This is a genomic window from Brevibacillus sp. YAE8, from assembly GCF_057543335.1.
Window position 1 is genome coordinate 1 of record NZ_BAAIYG010000103.1, and the last position, 640, is coordinate 640.

Genomic DNA, 640 nt, shown 5'->3' on the forward strand with positions numbered 1-640 from the left:
GTTGCTCATGTCTGCCCCGACGATGTGTTCCACGAGCATGAGTGCGTTTTCGGGTAGCTTCCAACGCTTTCTAGAAAAGCTGGATCACGTGAAATTTATCTGCTACCACAAGGGTATGCTTCCAGACTTGGCGTACTGTTTCAGCCATTCCTGGAGCCAAATCCGTGACAACTACATGGGGAGCCTTACGAAAGGGCCATTGCTGCAGGGCGTTTCGTACCTGTTCACGTGAACGTCCTTCTGTGACTTGCCAGATATGACCGGTTTGAGCATCCATGAGGTTCACGCCGTACTTATGTCCTTTTTGCAGAGCAAACTCATCCAGACAGACCACTTCAGGAGCTTCATGTTCTTTTGGTTGAGCAAGGCGTTGGGGGGCCAGTTGGTAGTACCAGCGTTCAAGTGTCGAGTAGGCCGCACTCAATTGCTTGGCAACAGAGAGCAAATCCCGGCCGCGGCACATATCCACCGCCATCTCTTGAAAAGCAGAGGTGACCAATCCTCGAGGCGGGATACCGTTCCATTCCACTGTCCATGTAAGCCCACAACTCGCACAGCGCTGGCGATACACGGGAACGGATACCCAGACGGTCCCCCAAGCAGGAACGAAACGATGACGAAGAATACGCCGTCCAGGACG

At 53.3% G+C, this 640-nt stretch carries 1 protein-coding gene; it reads right to left on the reverse strand.

Annotated elements, in window-relative coordinates:
• Positions 1-70: 70 nt before the first annotated feature.
• The coding region (locus tag AC27IT_RS27820; RefSeq protein WP_487092265.1) for a transposase at positions 71-640 on the reverse strand (570 nt) is incomplete at its 5' end.